The sequence below is a fragment of the Lactococcus sp. NH2-7C genome (genome assembly GCF_029953655.1).
GTDB lineage: Bacteria > Bacillota > Bacilli > Lactobacillales > Streptococcaceae > Lactococcus > Lactococcus lactis.
Map to the genome: position 1 here is coordinate 1,526,978 of NZ_CP124538.1, position 14,998 is coordinate 1,541,975.

A 14,998-nucleotide genomic window follows, 5' to 3' on the forward strand; every position below is an offset into this window, starting at 1 on the left:
GTGTTATAATCAAGTTATATAATTTTGTAAGTCGTCTTTTTGCCTGGTAGCGAGGACGATTTTTTTATTGGTGGGTCATTCATTTTTAACTCCTTATATGATATAATTTAGTTAAATAATCTAAAAAATAACTTTTTTAGATTTAAAATCTAACTATAATTGTATTTTAGATTATTAATCTAAAAAAGTCAACTGTTAAATATAAATTTTAGAAAAGAATGAAATATGAACTTTTATGAGCGATTACAAGACCTAGCTAAAAAACAAGGGAAATCATTTAATGAAATTGAACAAGAACTTGGATTAGGTAAAAATACTCTCTATAGCTATAAAAAAAATCAGCCGACTGCCCAGCGTTTGAAGCAATTTTCGGAATATTTTAATGTTTCTATTGACTACCTCTTAGGAAGAGCAGGAGGTAATTATACTCAGTATTTTAATAGTGTTAAAGAAAACGTTCGAGCGAATCGATTAAAAAAAGGATTGACACAAAAGCAATTAGCCAAGCTTATTGGGACATCTGTACGAGATATAGAAGAAATTGAAGATGGGACAAGGTATTTAACTGATGATGCTTTGGTTGAATTAGCACTTGTCTTGGAAGTTCCGATTGAACAATTAATGGTTGATAATCCTGAGGTGTCAAAGACCGTACAGGCAGGTCTGATTTTAGAGAGAATAGATACAAATTTTAGATATGAAACAGCTGTTAATGATATTAATGTTATTGAACTACTCTATAAAAAAGTAAGATTTGAAAAAGAGAAAGATGAGTTATCTGATGAAGATATCGATTTCATTCTAGGAGGAAATACAGAACTTGATAGAGATAGAAAAATAGAACTTATTTCTTTTGAGAATTCTCAATTGATTATTAATGAGATTGAAAGATTAGAAGAAAAAGTAAAAGAAAAATTGAACTTATATGATGAGCTTTTTGGATATTACCAAAGAGGAGAATCCCATAAACAACCTTTGAAAGAACTTTACGATCATAAAAACCCATTTAAATTTTAATAAAAAGTACTGAACGCTTTAAAAATTCAGTACTTTTTATTTTTAATTGTGTTTTTATTAAGTGTCTTATTATATATCATAAGTTTAAATTTATATCTTAATATATCAAAGATATAATTTTTAATCTGAAAATTCACTTTGACGTTAAGTCAAGTTTTTAGAGTAACAAACGTAGAATTTTAATCTATTTATTTTAAGCACTTACCTTTTCAAATTGATTAGGTGTAAGATACCCTAAACTTTGATGGATTCGTTTTGAATTATAAAAGGCTTCGATGTACCAGAAAATACTCTGATAGGCTTCTTCAAAGTTCTTATATTTAAATTGGTAGACCCATTCTCTTTTTAAATGTCCATGCCAAGATTCAAGACTGGCATTATGATAAGGGTATCCCCTTCGACTGAAAGAGTGAGTCATTCCATAATACTTAAGCAACTCTTCATACTCTAGACTCGTATACTGGCTTCCTTGGTCAGAATGAAGAATAACAGCTTCTGGATAGTCTTGTGATTTAATGGCCTTATTTAAAGTTCTTTGCACTAATTCTACTGTCATTCGCTTGCCCAAACCCCAAGCAATGACTTTTTTAGTATAACGATCCATAATGGTTGAGAGATAAGCCCATCCTTGTTGAGTAGGAATATAAGTAATGTCGGTTGACCAAACCTTATTTTTCTTTGTAGGTTTAGTCTGTATGAGATTTTTTCGATTGATGTGATCACTTAGTGAGTATCCAGGCTTAAATTTCTTAATGACTACAGACTTGAGTTGAAGTTGCTTCATTAGCTTCTGTACCAGTTTTAACCCGACTTTATCCCCTTGTTTAAGTAGAAGATGATGAATTTTAGGAGCACCATAGATTTCTCGGTTAGCATTGAAGAGTTGAGAAATTTTGAGTGACAGGTATTGTCTCATTAATTGAGTTTTAGATGGATGTCGGTTAATCCGTTCATAATAACTTGATTCAGGAACATCAAGGAGTTGACAGCTTAGTCTGACATTGAGTGCTAAAGTTTGTATGGTTTGAGCCATATCCGCAGCACTCACTTCTTTTTCTCGGCGAATATGGTCAATACTTTTTTTAAGATGTCTCGTTCTTCCTTAACTTTAGCCAGTTGTCTTTTTAATTCTAGAAAATCAGCTTTAGAGACGGAGCTTTCATTAGATTTAGAGTAGAGGTCTATCCATTTATAAATTGTTGCAGGGGCCACGTTGTATTCTTTAGACAGCTGGGTGACGGATTGACCAGAATGATAGAAGGCGATAAGGGTTTCTTTAAATTCTTTTGAGTAGCGTTTTTTCATGTTTTTGTCCTTTGTCTAAATTATACAATAGTGACTCTAAGATTTAAGGATAACATCACTTCTAAATGATAGGAAAGTATAATATACGAGTAAAAAAGGCATTGAGTTTGAATTAATTAATGCGATTAGAAAGTTTGGAGAGAAATCTATTTTTGGCAATTGTTTGAAAATTTTTGTATATTTTTAATATTAAGAGTATACTGATATCATTAAAGGTTTAAGATAGAGTTAAGGCGATAACTTTCAGGAAAATTTTAATTTTTCTGAAAGTAAAGTTGAAAAACCATGCTAAATGATTAAACTTATATCTTTATTTATGCGTAAAATTTCTTGCAGTTTAAAGTTTGAAACCCTTACCTTCACTTGCATTAAAAGATTTTCTTTTATATAATGTATTAATATAGTATTGAAAATTAAAAAAATACCAAAATGGTTTAACTTAAGCAAGTTTTGATTTAATTTTTCATAAAATTAAGATTTTTCTTACAAAAGTTAATAAAAAGAGGGATTATATTTATGAATGATTTATTTTACCATCGTCTAAAGGAATTAGTTGAATCAAGTGGTAAATCTGCAAATCAAATAGAGAGGGAATTGGGTTACCCTAGAAATTCTTTGAATAATTATAAGTTGGGAGGAGAACCCTCTGGGACAAGGTTAATAGGACTATCAGAGTATTTTAATGTGTCTCCAAAATATCTGATGGGTATAATTGATGAGCCTAATGACAGTTCTGCAATTAATCTTTTTAAAACTCTAACTCAAGAAGAGAAAAAAGAAATGTTTATAATTTGTCAAAAATGGCTTTTTTTAGAATATCAAATAGAGTTATAACAATAATAAATTTAGGGAGTTTTTCTTATTAATATGATGAAAAAAGGAATTTTTGTAATTACTATAATGATATCTATAGCATTGATAATTGGAGGTTTCTATAGTTATAATTCTAGGATAAATAATCTTTCAAAAGCTGATAAAGGAAAAGAAGTTGTAAAAAATAGCAGTGAAAAAAATCAGATAGACCTTACCTATAAAAATTATTATAAAAATTTACCAAAATCAGTTCAAAATAAAATAGATGATGTTTCATCCAAAAATAAAGAAGTTACTTTAACTTGTATTTGGCAATCTGATTCAGTTATTTCTGAACAATTTCAACAAAACTTGCAAAAATATTATGGAAATAAGTTTTGGAACATCAAAAATATCACTTACAATGGCGAAACTAGTGAACAATTATTGGCTGAAAAAGTTCAAAATCAAGTATTGGCGACTAACCCTGATGTTGTTTTATATGAAGCTCCACTTTTTAATGATAACCAAAATATTGAAGCAACAGCCTCACTGACTAGTAATGAGCGACTTATAACAAATTTGGTTAGTACAGGAGCAGAGGTGATAGTTCAACCCTCTCCACCGATTTATGGTGGTGTTGTGTACCCCGTACAAGAAGAACAATTTAAACAATCTTTATCTACAAAATATCCCTATATAGACTACTGGTCTAGTTACCCAGACAAAAATTCTGATGAAATGAAGGGGCTATTTGCTGATGATGGAGTTTATAGAACGCTAAATGATTCGGGGAATAAGATTTGGCTAGATTATATTACTAAATATTTTACAGCAAACTAATTAAGTTATAAATAACAATTATTAAATATTGGAGAAGAAATGCAGGAAACACAGGAACAGACGTTTGATTTAAGAGGGATTTTTAAAATTATTCGCAAAAGGTTAGGTTTAATATTATTTAGTGCTTTAATAGTCACAATATTAGGGAGCATCTACACATTTTTTATAGCCTCCCCAGTTTACACAGCCTCAACTCAACTTGTCGTTAAACTACCAAATTCGGATAATTCAGCAGCCTACGCTGGACAAGTGACCGGTAATATTCAAATGGCGAACACAATTAACCAAGTTATTGTTAGTCCAGTCATTTTAGATAAAGTTCAAAGTAATTTAAATCTATCTGATGACTCTTTCCAAAAACGAGTTACAGCAGCAAATCAAACAAATTCACAAGTCATTACGCTTACTGTTAAATATTCTAATCCTTACATTGCTCAAAAGATTGCAAACGAGACTGCTAAAATTTTTAGTTCAGATGCAGCGAAACTATTGAATGTTACTAACGTTAATATTCTATCCAAAGCAAAAGCTCAAACAACACCAATTAGTCCTAAACCTAAATTGTATTTAGCGATATCTGTTATAGCCGGACTAGTTTTAGGTTTAGCCATTGCTTTATTGAAGGAATTGTTTGATAACAAAATTAATAAAGAAGAAGATATTGAAGCTCTGGGACTCACGGTTCTTGGTGTAACAACCTATGCTCAAATGAGTGATTTTAATAATAATACGAATAAAAATGGCACGCAATCGGGAACTAAGTCAAGTCCGCCTAGCGACCATGAAGTAAATAGATCATCAAAAAGGAATAAAAGATAGGAGTTCAGGATGGCTAAAAATAAAAGAAGCATAGACAATAATCGTTATATTATTACCAGTGTCAATCCTCAATCACCTATTTCCGAACAATATCGTACGATTCGTACGACCATTGATTTTAAAATGGCGGATCAAGGGATTAAAAGTTTTCTAGTAACATCTTCAGAAGCAGCTGCAGGTAAATCAACCGCGAGTGCTAATCTAGCTGTTGCTTTTGCACAACAAGGTAAAAAAGTACTTTTAATTGATGGCGATCTTCGTAAACCGACTGTTAACATTACTTTTAAAGTACAAAATAGAGTAGGATTAACCAATATTTTAATGCATCAATCTTCGATTGAAGATGCCATACAAGGGACAAGACTTTCTGAAAATCTTACAATAATTACCTCTGGTCCAATTCCACCTAATCCATCGGAATTATTAGCATCTAGTGCAATGAAGAATTTGATTGACTCTGTGTCCGATTTCTTTGATGTTGTTTTGATTGATACTCCACCTCTCTCTGCAGTTACTGATGCTCAAATTTTGAGTAGTTATGTAGGAGGAGTGGTTCTTGTTGTACGTGCCTATGAAACAAAAAAAGAGAGTTTAGCAAAAACAAAAAAAATACTGGAACAAGTTAATGCAAATATATTAGGAGTTGTTTTGCATGGGGTAGACTCTTCTGAGTCACCGTCGTATTACTACTACGGAGTAGAGTAATTGGAATAAATTTTAATCAAATAAAAGACAGAAATTTGTAGAAGAGGGGAGCAAATGATTGATATTCATTGCCATATTTTACCGGGGATAGATGATGGAGCTAAAACTTCTGGAGATACTCTGACAATGCTGAAATCAGCAATCGATGAAGGGATAACAACCATCACTGCCACTCCTCATCATAATCCTCAATTTAATAATGAGTCACCCCTTATTTTAAAAAAAGTTAAGGAAGTTCAAAATATCATTGACGAACATCAATTACCAATTGAAGTTTTACCCGGACAAGAGGTGAGAATATATGGTGATTTATTAAAAGAATTTTCTGAAGGAAAGTTACTGACAGCAGCGGGCACTTCAAGTTATATATTGATTGAATTTCCATCAAATCATGTGCCAGCTTATGCTAAAGAACTTTTTTATAATATTCAATTGGAGAGGCTTCAACCTATTTTGGTTCACCCTGAACGTAACAGTGGAATCATTGAGAATCCGGATATATTATTTGATTTTATTGAACAAGGAGTACTAAGTCAGATAACAGCTTCAAGTGTCACTGGTCATTTTGGTAAAAAAATACAGAAGTTATCATTTAAAATGATAGAAAACCATCTGACGCATTTTGTTGCATCAGATGCTCATAATGTGACGTCACGTGCATTTAAGATGAAGGAAGCATTTGAAATGATTGAAGAAAGTTATGGTTCTGATGTATCAAAAATGTTTCAAAATAATGCAGAGTCAGTGATTTTAAACGAAAGTTTTTATCAAGAAAAACCAACAAAGATCAAAACAAAAAAATTTTTAGGTTTATTTTAAAAGGATTAAATGGAGTAAATAATGAAAGTTTTTGAGGATGTCTCATCACCTGAACCGGAAGAGCATAAGTTAGTAGAATTAAAAAAATTTTCTCACAGAGAGATAATTATAAAAAGAGGGATTGATATTTTAGGGGGATTAGTGGGTTCAAGTTTATTTCTTATCGCGGCTGCATTGCTTTATGTCCCTTACAAAATGAGCTCGGAAAAAGATCAAGGGCCAATGTTCTATAAACAAAAACGCTATGGAAAAAACGGTAAAATTTTTTATATTTTAAAATTTAGAACAATGATTCTTAATGCTGAGCAGTATTTAGAGCTGCATCCAGAAGTTAAAGCCGCCTATCATGCCAATGGCAATAAACTAGAAAATGATCCCCGTGTGACGAAGATTGGTTCATTTATTAGACAACACTCAATTGATGAATTACCACAATTTATCAATGTCCTTAAAGGGGATATGGCATTAGTTGGTCCAAGGCCAATTCTACTTTTTGAAGCGAAAGAATATGGGGAGCGCCTTCCTTATTTACTGATATGTAAACCTGGAATTACTGGTTATTGGACGACACATGGTCGAAGTAAAGTTATTTTTCCTCAACGAGCAGATTTAGAACTCTATTATCTCCAGTACCATAGCACCAAAAACGATATCAAGCTTCTAGTACTCACAATTTCACAAAGTATTCACGGATCGGACGCGTATTAAAGAAATATTATGAAAAAAAAATCAGTTAAAATTTGTATGGTCTCTTCTTCTGGGGGGCATTTAAAAGAACTTAATGAACTAAGAATGATTTCAGAAAAGTATGATACTTTTCAAATTACTGAACTTGATAAGTTTTCTAATATAAGAATAGGTAATAGGCAGTACTATGTTAGAAAAATTGATAGAGATGAGAAATATTTTTTTTTTAATTTTCTTCTAATTTTTATAAAAACAATGGTATGCTTTTTTCGTGAGAGACCTAATATTATTTTAACTACGGGTGCATTAGTTGCATATCCAGCATGCGTCATCGGAAAATTAATGGGGGCAAAAGTCATCTTTGTAGAATCCTTTGCTCGAACAAAAAAATTATCACTTACCGGGAAATTAGTTTATAAGTTCGTGGATTTATTCATTGTTCAGTGGCCAACATTATCCGAAAAGCATCCAAAAGCTAAATACTATGGGGGACTATTCTAGTGATATTATTGATAGTAGGAACACAAAAATTTCAATTTAATCGTCTTTTGATGACAATTGATAAATTAATCGATGAGAAAAAAATAACAGAACGTGTAGTAGCGCAGGTGGGGAATTCAGATTATAAACCTGTGAATTACGAGTTTCAAGATTTTTTTGATTCAAATAAATTTGATTTGCTTATGGATGAAGCGACTTTAATAATTACTCATGGTGGAGTTGGAAGTATAGTTTCTGCTTTGAAAAAAAACAAGAAAGTTATTGTAGTGCCTCGCTTAAAAAAATATAATGAGCATATTGATGATCATCAATTAGAAATAGTAGAAGAATTTAAAAAAAGAAAACATATCCTTCTCAATACAAATTTAAATGATCTATATTCTGATTTATGCAATATTGAGTATTTTAAACCTAATCTATACAAAAAAGATAGTAATAGGATGTTGTACGAAATAGATAAGTTTATATCTGAAATTAATTGATTTATAGACAGTTTCAGATAAATATATGGAAAATAAGTAAATAGTAAAACTAGAGCTATGCAGAATTTTTTAAAGTTAAGTTTATTTACCAGAAAGTATATGATTTGAGTAGTTTCCATTATAATAGTATAAAATTCATTGTATATAAATATAAAGATAAAAATCACGAAGTGTTTTATAAAGAAAGTAGAGAGGAATAATATTGAAAATATTAATAATTAGTACAGTTGAATTATCGAAAAATGGAATTACTAGCTCAATTATGAGTTATTATAGGGCTATTTTAAAACAGAGAAATTATGAAATAGATTTTTTATATACTGGTTTTATTGACGAATCACTCAAAGATGAAATTTTAAATAATGAGGGTCAAATCTTTTGTTTTGGAAATAGAAAAAGACGGCCTTTACATTATATTTCTTTACTGAGAAATCTCGCTATAAATAAAAAATATGATTATGTATGGGTACATGGGAATAGCTCATCTATGGCATTTGAAGAATTTGCACTAAGAAATCTTGACAGTAAAATTATTGTACAGGCTCATTCAGTAATGACAAACTATTCATTTTTAAATAAGATTCTGAGGAGATATTTCTTAAATCATTTTGATCTAGGGTTAGCAGTAAGTAAAGAAGCAGGTACTTTTTTATTTAAAAACAAACAATTTCAAATTCTACCAAATGGCTTATCAATAAAAAATTATTATTTTTCTGAAAATAGCAGAATGATTTACAGAGAAAAGTATAAAATTTCTTCAGAAACAACACTAATTATTCAATTAGCAACATATACGGCGGTGAAAAATCATAAATTTTCTTTGGAACTTGCTCAAAAATTAAAAGAAAAAGGAATAAATTTTAAACTTCTTTGTTTTGGATATACCCCATTTGGAAATTTAAAGAAAGAATTAGAGAGTGAAGTTGAAAATAATAATTTAGAGAACCATGTAACACTTTTTGATTCAATTGATGATATTAAAGGTATTTTATCAGCTACAGATGGCCTTATAATCCCATCAATAGTAGAATCTTTCGGTATAGTCGCTTTAGAGTCCCAGGCAGCTGGAGTGCCAGTAGTTGTATCTTCAGAAAATTTTATACCAGAATTGAAAATTTCTTCATTTATTGATTATTTACCGTTAGAAGTTGAAAAATGGGCAAAGTGGGTTGAAAACCTTAAAATCAAAGAACATCATGATTCAACTATTGGCGGGAAAGCTATTATTCAAGCAGGATTAGATGATGAGACGATAGCTGACTATTTTATTAAATTAATTGAGAATATTAAAAACAAATGAAGAGAAAAATAAAAATAATTGCCCCCAACCTATCGGGGAAAGGTGGTACAGAGAAAGTATTAGACTATATATTTTCAAGTGCTTTTATTAGGGAGAAGTTTAATTTAACCTTAGTTTTACCAGATATACCAGAATATTACGAGTGGTTAAATCAGAGAATTTATTTTGAAAAAACTGAGTTAAGACAAGGGAATAGAACATTATTTATTTTGAAGCAACTTATTTTTGATGATATTGATGTTGTGATTTGTTTGGGACCTCGACTTTGTTATATTGCCAATCAAGTAAAAAAATATTTTAAAAAAAATTTTATTGTCTTGTCTTGGTTACATTTTCCAGTATTGGGAATGGATTTCATGAATCCAAAATATTTAAAATATGCGGATGGACATTTAGTAATTAATAGTGAAACTGTTGAACAACTAGAAACCTTGGGTATTTTAAAAAATAATATCAAAGTTATTTATAATCCTGTGTCTAGTCAAAAAATAAAAAAACAAGGTACAAAACAAGAAAATCTAATAAAGATAGGTTATGTTGGTAGATTAATATTAGCCCCTCCAAAAAATCTTTCTACTTTATTCAAAGTAGTTGCGGCACTTGCAGTAGAAAAAAAAATAGAGCTTCATATTGTTGGTTCTGGTAACCAAGATAGCGAATTAAAAGATTATGCAAATAATATGTTAAAAAGTCTTCCAGTAAAAATTAACTGGTACGGGTGGCAAGAAAAACCTTGGGATGTCTTGCCATATATTGATGTTTTTCTTTTGACATCAACTTTTGAAGCTTTTGGTTTAGTACTAGTCGAGGCAATTTCAAGAAATATTCCAATAGTTTCTACAGACTTACTTGAAATCAGAGATTTTTTAAAAGAGGGAATCAATGGCGAGGTTGCACCGGCAGATCAAGTAGAAATATTTAAACAAAAAGTTTTAAAAGTATTAAAATATGATGAGGAAACACGTTCTAATATCTACAAAAGTTTAGAATTTTTGTATGATACGAATTACGATGAACGCTTTATACAAGCAATATATTACTTTTTGAAGTGTTTAAGAGGGAAAGAATGAGCGAAAAAAAGAAAACTTATGCAAAATTAGTATTTATTATTTTACTTATCTTCATGTATCAGTTTTATGGTATATTTCCAGTTTCAGATCAAATATCACAAATTATTTGTTTTATTTTATCTATTACTTTCTTTTTAATTTGTTGGAATAAGCGTATTAAAACGAAATTTTATTTTAGTTCAACGTTAGTGTTTATAGGAATTATGGTAACTTCTGGGCTGATCATGACTTTCTTTAATATAGGATTTGTTTTTAACGCTTTTATCAAGTACATCAATGTTCTAGGAATTATGACATTGGCTTTATCAGTATATGTATTTGTAACTGAAGAGTGGTTTTTTACATTAAAATCAATTATTTATGTTTCAACTATTGGTAATTTTATTATGTTACTTCAAGTAATCTATTTTAACTATTCAGGATTTTTTTTTCTAAAAGTTCCTTATGGATTTCGAAATGGTCCACGTTTTTCCCTGGGAGGAGCTATTCTACCGTTTGTAGTTCTTCTCTTACTGTCCTTAGTTATTACGAAAAAACATAAATTAACTCCAATTTTTGCGGTTAATATTATTTCTGGATTTGCAGCTATTTTATATGCTATTCAAACACGGCAGGTTTTCATTTCTCTTATTATATCAGTTTTTGTAATGCTCTTCTTTTCAATAATTTCCAAGAAGAACATAGTCCTTCTTTTGATTTTAAGTACTTGCATTTTTTTTATATGCCTTTTCGGAGGTTCTTCATACATTAATCATTATATTAATTCTTTTACAGAGAGCACGGGTGATTATGCGGGATCAAGTTCAGTTAGACAAGGGGAACTCAATTGGTATTTATATACAGTGATCCCAATGCATTTTCCTTTAGGGATAGGTCTATACGATAATGTGCAATGGGGGGAGATTACGTATCTTGCTCATGGTCCTTATGGCTCTTTTACGACTACAGATATAGGGACCATTGGAGATATTGTAAACTTTGGAATTTTTGCTCTACTTGCAATTTTTTCGATAATAAGAAAAATGATAGTAATTAGTATCAGAAATCCACTATTAATTGGTATTGCGACTTTTATTATATACTGCCAACTTACAACACTTTCATATCTTGTTTTGAGTAATTCAATGGAAAGGTTTATTACTTTGATGTTTATTATTGGACTGATGACTGCAATTGATAGAATTGAAAGGGAGGGAATCTGAATGCTTTCAGCAGGTGCTGTTATTTTAAATTATAATTCTGCAAACGATTCAATTCGACTTGCTAATATTTTGGTGAATTTCAAATCCATAAAAAAGATTATTATTGTAGACAACGCTTCTACAGACAACTCTAGAATCCAACTTAATCAAGTTGTTAATTCTAAAATAAAAATAATATTGAATAATAGAAATTCAGGATATAATGCTGGAAATAATATAGGACTAAAGGAATTAGTTGAAAAGGATAATCTAGAAATATGCTTTATAATTAACCCTGATGTTTCACTTTCAGAAGAGACAATTATAGAGGTTATTGAAAATTTTGAAAAACATGAGGACTATGCTGTTTTATCATCAATCCATGATGGACCCGGAATTGCCGAAGAATGGCAATGGTTTGATCGAAAAGATTGGTCAATTAATCTTTTGGAAATATTTACTATTACTAGATTTCTTCAACGAAAATTTAAGGGAAAAAGTTTGGGTCGAGACAGAACACTTGAAAAGGCAAAGGCACTTCCAAAGTTATATGAAGTTTACGGTGTTATAGGGGCCTTTTTAGGCATCCGGTCAGATATTTTAAAAGAGATAGGATATTTTGATGAAGATGTATTTCTTTACTGGGAAGAGATAATTCTTGCGGAGCAAATCCAATCTTTAGGGAAAAAGATTGGATTGCTTAATCAAGTAAAGTTTGAACATTTACATGATTATTCTAGAAGTTCAGTATTGAAAAATCTTCAAACAAAATTGATACTTTACCAATCATCTTTAGTAGTGATCAAGAAATATGCTACTTTATCAAGAACTCAGCGACAATTCTGGATTTTCTCAACCATGGTTAAGATAACTGAGGCAAAGTCGGTGATATTTATATTAAAAATTATAAATAGAGGGAGATTCATAAAGTAAAATGAAAAAATAGGAATAGTTATTTTAAATTATAAAGTTTTTAAAGATACAATAGATTGTATTAGTTCGATTCAAGCTCAAAGTTATCAAAATTTTGAAATTGTTATTGTAGATAATGTTTCAAACAATGGATCATTTGAGTATTTAGCTGATAAATATAAGTATTTTTCTAATATTCATTTGATTAAGAGTAGGGATAATATAGGATTTGCACAAGGAAATAATTTAGGAATAAAATTTTTAAAAAGAAAAAAAGTATTTTTAATATATTAGTTATTAGTGCAGATACAATTTTAGATGATACTGAATATTTAAAAAAACTTACCTCAATAAATTATTCAAAAAAATGTGCAATGATTGGTTCCGAAATTATTGGAAGGGATGGTATTAATCAAAACCCTTATCACCTTGCAGTTGATCAACACAAAGTATTGAGATTTCGCCAATACACAAATATTAAACAAATCTTTTTGATGTCGCTTATTCATGGTAAAATTTATCAAAAATTAAGAAAAATAATGTATCTATCAGAAACAATGGAGATTATTCTCTTAGGACTCTAGATCTTTTTGAGGAAAGCCTAATGGGTGCCGCAATTTATTTTACTGAGCATTATTTAGAAAGATTTATAGGCTTTTTCCCAGAAACTTTTTTATACTAGGAGGAAGATTATCTAGCACTGATTTGTACCTCATTCATTGGCCAAATCCTAAAGGAGAAGAGACTTCTTGTTGAAAGTAAAAAATTTGGAAAGAGACAGAAAAAGTTTAATAGAGTACAATTAATTGATTTAATAAAAGATAAAAATAAAAAATTGTGACACTTTGAAGATCTTATTTGTTAGGAAGATATATTTTCAATATTTTATTTCATTAAAACTTCAAAAATTTTTTGTTTTCTAATTTATAATAGAATTAGATATAATTTAAAATTTAACTGCGCCATACAAAAATTCTAGAGACACTTATAAATAGGATTAACAAATTAAATGAGTTTGATTAGAGCTGTAATGGTTAGCTAATATTTTCTAATTTTATTTTATGAAAAGATATATTCGCGCAAATTAGTTTATAATACAAGGGAGAAAAATGCGTATATTAAAAAATTACTTGTTAAATAGTTCTTACAAAATTTTAATAATTTTTTTGCCACTTATAACTTCGCCGTATCTCTCTAGAGTTCTTGGGGTTGACGGTATCGGTATTAATACTTTCACAAGCTCATTTACACAATATTTTATTCTTCTTGCAGTTTTAGGAACATCAAGCTATGGTATTAGAGAAATTGCATCTTGTCAGCAAGATAAAAAGAAGAGAAGTGAAGCTTTTTGGGGTATAACCTTCATAAGTTGGATAGCTTCTATTGTTGCTCTCATTCTTTTTTTCTTGGTTATTATTATTAATAAAAAATACCAGGAAATTTTTATTTGGCAATCTATTGCAATTTTTGCAAGTATGTTTGATATTTCATGGTATTTTTTTGGTTTAGAAAAATTTAAAATTACGGTCATTCGAAATACTATCATTAAATTTTTAAGTGTATTTGCAATTTTTGTTTTTGTTAAGAACTATAATGATTTAGCAATTTATATTATTATTTTAAATGTAAGTTCTCTAATTAGTAATCTTTCGCTATGGCCATATATGATAAATGAAATTTATTTTCCAAATAAATTAAAAAATATGAACATACAATTAAATAAACATTTTAAAAATACGCTAGTTCTTTTTTTACCAACAGTGGCACTAACGATCTATTCAATGTCTGGAAAAACTTTTCTGGGTATTTTTACCTCAGTTGTACAAGCTGGTTTTTTTAACCAATCTGATACTCTGATTATAATGTCATTGTCATTAGTTGAATCAATAAGTGTTGTTATGATGCCTTATATTACTCGTTTATTTAGTTTGAGTGAAAATGAAAAAATAAAAAAAATGATTATAAAGCTTTTTAATATCAATACAGGCGTAGCACTTGGTATTGCCTTTGGAATTGCAGGAATTTCCCTTCAGTTTGCGCCCTTCTTTTTTGGAAAAGACTTTACAAAAGTGGGGGAAGTCATGATGTTAGAAACTATTGTGGTGCCCTTGATCGCATGGAGGGGAGTTTTGGGGACACAGTATCTTTTGCCATTAAATAAGTTAAAGATTTATTCCACTTCGTTTGTAATTGGCGTTATATTTAATTTAGTATTTAACTTATCGTTAATTCCATTATTTGGTGTCTTTGGTGCGGTCTATAGTTTAATCATTACAGAAACTGTTATTGTATTTTATCAATATAACGGAGTAAAAAAGGATTTTAAACTCTTTGAGCTATTTTTGGGAGTCTGGAAATACTTTGTTTCGGGTTTAGTAATGTTTAGTTGTGTGTTCTTGATGAATCAGACATTTAAGATGACGATTTTACAGTTGCTCCTTCAAATCTTTTCAGGTGTTGTAATTTACAGTTTAATGAATTATTTTCTAAAAACACAATTATGGTTGATGTTCAATACTTTGATTAAGCGGAATGTAATCAGATAATACTTATAAATCTACAGTT

General features: G+C 29.8%; 17 protein-coding genes. 16 read left to right on the plus strand and 1 reads right to left on the minus strand.

Features of this window, described 5'->3' with window-relative positions; genetic code table 11:
- The first annotated feature begins 225 nt into the window (after positions 1 to 225).
- Positions 226 to 1,017, plus strand: a complete 792-nt coding sequence (locus QJV49_RS07715) for a helix-turn-helix domain-containing protein (protein ID WP_081043275.1) — start codon at positions 226 to 228, stop codon at positions 1,015 to 1,017.
- A gap of 193 nt (positions 1,018 to 1,210) precedes the next feature.
- Here QJV49_RS07715 and QJV49_RS07720 read toward each other — a convergent pair.
- Positions 1,211 to 2,322, minus strand: a protein-coding gene (locus QJV49_RS07720; RefSeq protein ID WP_225512436.1) for an IS3 family transposase whose coding sequence is annotated in 2 segments (ribosomal slippage) — positions 1,211 to 2,106 and positions 2,106 to 2,322 — 1,113 coding nt in all. Because the reading frame shifts where the segments join, the coding sequence is not laid out codon by codon here.
- A 516-nt stretch (positions 2,323 to 2,838) separates the two neighbouring features.
- Between QJV49_RS07720 and QJV49_RS07725 the strand changes: the two genes are divergently transcribed.
- The 15 genes from QJV49_RS07725 to QJV49_RS07790 all read left to right on the plus strand — a co-directional run bounded on the left by QJV49_RS07725 (position 2,839) and on the right by QJV49_RS07790 (position 14,979).
- Positions 2,839 to 3,156: a helix-turn-helix transcriptional regulator gene (locus QJV49_RS07725; protein WP_003131262.1), complete on the plus strand. Its 318-nt coding sequence runs from the start codon at positions 2,839 to 2,841 to the stop codon at positions 3,154 to 3,156.
- Positions 3,157 to 3,189: 33 nt separating this feature from the next.
- Positions 3,190 to 3,957, plus strand: a complete 768-nt coding sequence (locus QJV49_RS07730) for a polysaccharide biosynthesis protein (protein ID WP_225512435.1) — start codon at positions 3,190 to 3,192, stop codon at positions 3,955 to 3,957.
- Positions 3,958 to 3,996: 39 nt separating this feature from the next.
- On the plus strand, positions 3,997 to 4,776 hold the full coding sequence (locus tag QJV49_RS07735; RefSeq protein ID WP_225512434.1) for a Wzz/FepE/Etk N-terminal domain-containing protein: 780 nt from the start codon (positions 3,997 to 3,999) through the stop codon (positions 4,774 to 4,776).
- A gap of 9 nt (positions 4,777 to 4,785) precedes the next feature.
- On the plus strand, positions 4,786 to 5,481 hold the full coding sequence (locus QJV49_RS07740; RefSeq protein ID WP_225512433.1) for a polysaccharide biosynthesis tyrosine autokinase: 696 nt from the start codon (positions 4,786 to 4,788) through the stop codon (positions 5,479 to 5,481).
- 54 nt (positions 5,482 to 5,535) lie between these two features.
- The gene (locus QJV49_RS07745; RefSeq protein ID WP_225512432.1) at positions 5,536 to 6,300 is read left to right on the plus strand and encodes a tyrosine-protein phosphatase; all 765 of its coding nucleotides are present in this window, start codon (positions 5,536 to 5,538) and stop codon (positions 6,298 to 6,300) included.
- 21 nt (positions 6,301 to 6,321) lie between these two features.
- On the plus strand, positions 6,322 to 7,008 hold the full coding sequence (locus QJV49_RS07750) for a sugar transferase (RefSeq protein WP_225512431.1): 687 nt from the start codon (positions 6,322 to 6,324) through the stop codon (positions 7,006 to 7,008).
- Between the two features lie 9 nt (positions 7,009 to 7,017).
- Positions 7,018 to 7,488 carry a PssD/Cps14F family polysaccharide biosynthesis glycosyltransferase gene (gene pssD / locus QJV49_RS07755; protein ID WP_225512430.1) on the plus strand — a complete coding sequence of 157 codons (471 nt, stop codon included), beginning with the start codon at positions 7,018 to 7,020 and terminating at the stop codon, positions 7,486 to 7,488.
- The gene (gene pssE, locus QJV49_RS07760; RefSeq protein WP_225512429.1) at positions 7,488 to 7,970 is read left to right on the plus strand and encodes a PssE/Cps14G family polysaccharide biosynthesis glycosyltransferase; all 483 of its coding nucleotides are present in this window, start codon (positions 7,488 to 7,490) and stop codon (positions 7,968 to 7,970) included. The genes pssD and pssE overlap by 1 nt, the downstream gene beginning before the upstream one ends.
- Before the next feature lie 202 nt (positions 7,971 to 8,172).
- Complete coding sequence (locus tag QJV49_RS07765; RefSeq protein ID WP_225512428.1) at positions 8,173 to 9,270, plus strand: glycosyltransferase; 1,098 nt, start codon at positions 8,173 to 8,175, stop codon at positions 9,268 to 9,270.
- Complete coding sequence (locus QJV49_RS07770; protein ID WP_225512427.1) at positions 9,267 to 10,340, plus strand: glycosyltransferase; 1,074 nt, start codon at positions 9,267 to 9,269, stop codon at positions 10,338 to 10,340. The genes QJV49_RS07765 and QJV49_RS07770 overlap by 4 nt, the downstream gene beginning before the upstream one ends.
- Positions 10,337 to 11,542 carry a hypothetical protein gene (locus QJV49_RS07775; protein ID WP_225512426.1) on the plus strand — a complete coding sequence of 402 codons (1,206 nt, stop codon included), beginning with the start codon at positions 10,337 to 10,339 and terminating at the stop codon, positions 11,540 to 11,542. The genes QJV49_RS07770 and QJV49_RS07775 overlap by 4 nt, the downstream gene beginning before the upstream one ends.
- On the plus strand, positions 11,543 to 12,454 hold the full coding sequence (locus tag QJV49_RS07780) for a glycosyltransferase (RefSeq protein WP_225512425.1): 912 nt from the start codon (positions 11,543 to 11,545) through the stop codon (positions 12,452 to 12,454).
- Positions 12,455 to 12,523: 69 nt separating this feature from the next.
- Complete coding sequence (locus tag QJV49_RS13235; RefSeq protein ID WP_396427041.1) at positions 12,524 to 12,727, plus strand: glycosyltransferase; 204 nt, start codon at positions 12,524 to 12,526, stop codon at positions 12,725 to 12,727.
- An 80-nt stretch (positions 12,728 to 12,807) separates the two neighbouring features.
- Positions 12,808 to 13,017 (plus strand): hypothetical protein, encoded by a 210-nt coding sequence (locus QJV49_RS07785; protein WP_225512424.1) that lies wholly within the window; start codon positions 12,808 to 12,810, stop codon positions 13,015 to 13,017.
- A gap of 525 nt (positions 13,018 to 13,542) precedes the next feature.
- On the plus strand, positions 13,543 to 14,979 hold the full coding sequence (locus QJV49_RS07790; RefSeq protein WP_225512423.1) for a polysaccharide biosynthesis C-terminal domain-containing protein: 1,437 nt from the start codon (positions 13,543 to 13,545) through the stop codon (positions 14,977 to 14,979).
- Positions 14,980 to 14,998 lie beyond the last annotated feature (19 nt).